General features: G+C 46.4%; 1 pseudogene. It reads right to left on the bottom strand.

Annotation, left to right across the window (positions count from 1 at the left end):
- Window positions 1–422, bottom strand: a pseudogene (locus RMT89_RS41270) (hypothetical protein); the annotation flags it as partial.

The following is a 422-nucleotide window of genomic DNA, read 5'->3' as shown; positions in this document are numbered from 1 at the left end:
CAGTTTGATCTGGCCCATAAACAGTCCCATGATAACTGAGCTTTTCATCTCAGAAGGGAAGAACATCTTTCCCGACTTAAACCACGGCACAACAAGGTTGAAGCGTTCCAGCTTGTTCTGAACAGGACGAATACCCGGTTCACCGGACTTCTGCGAAGATGCAAAGCTGAACCATATATTACGCTTCATCATCTCTTGCTGAAGGATTTTAATGAAAGCACCCTGCTGACCAGAGATTTCAATACCTGTCTGCTGTGGGCGATATATCGCAGCAAATTCAAATAGCTTGTTGATCGTCTTGTCGATCAGGCAGCGTTCGGCAAAGCCATCAACCCAAAACCAGTCACCATTAGCATTGTATGCCCAGACTGAGATGACTGAATAGTCAGCCCGAGCTTTGTCGGAAACAGCAAAGTCAGTCG

Origin of the sequence: Streptomyces sp. P17 (genome assembly GCF_032436805.1) — a bacterium.
Classification (GTDB): Bacteria; Actinomycetota; Actinomycetes; order Streptomycetales; family Streptomycetaceae; genus Streptomyces.
The sequence above is the reverse complement of the archived record's forward strand: the minus strand, read 5'-3'. Positions and strand labels throughout refer to the sequence as shown.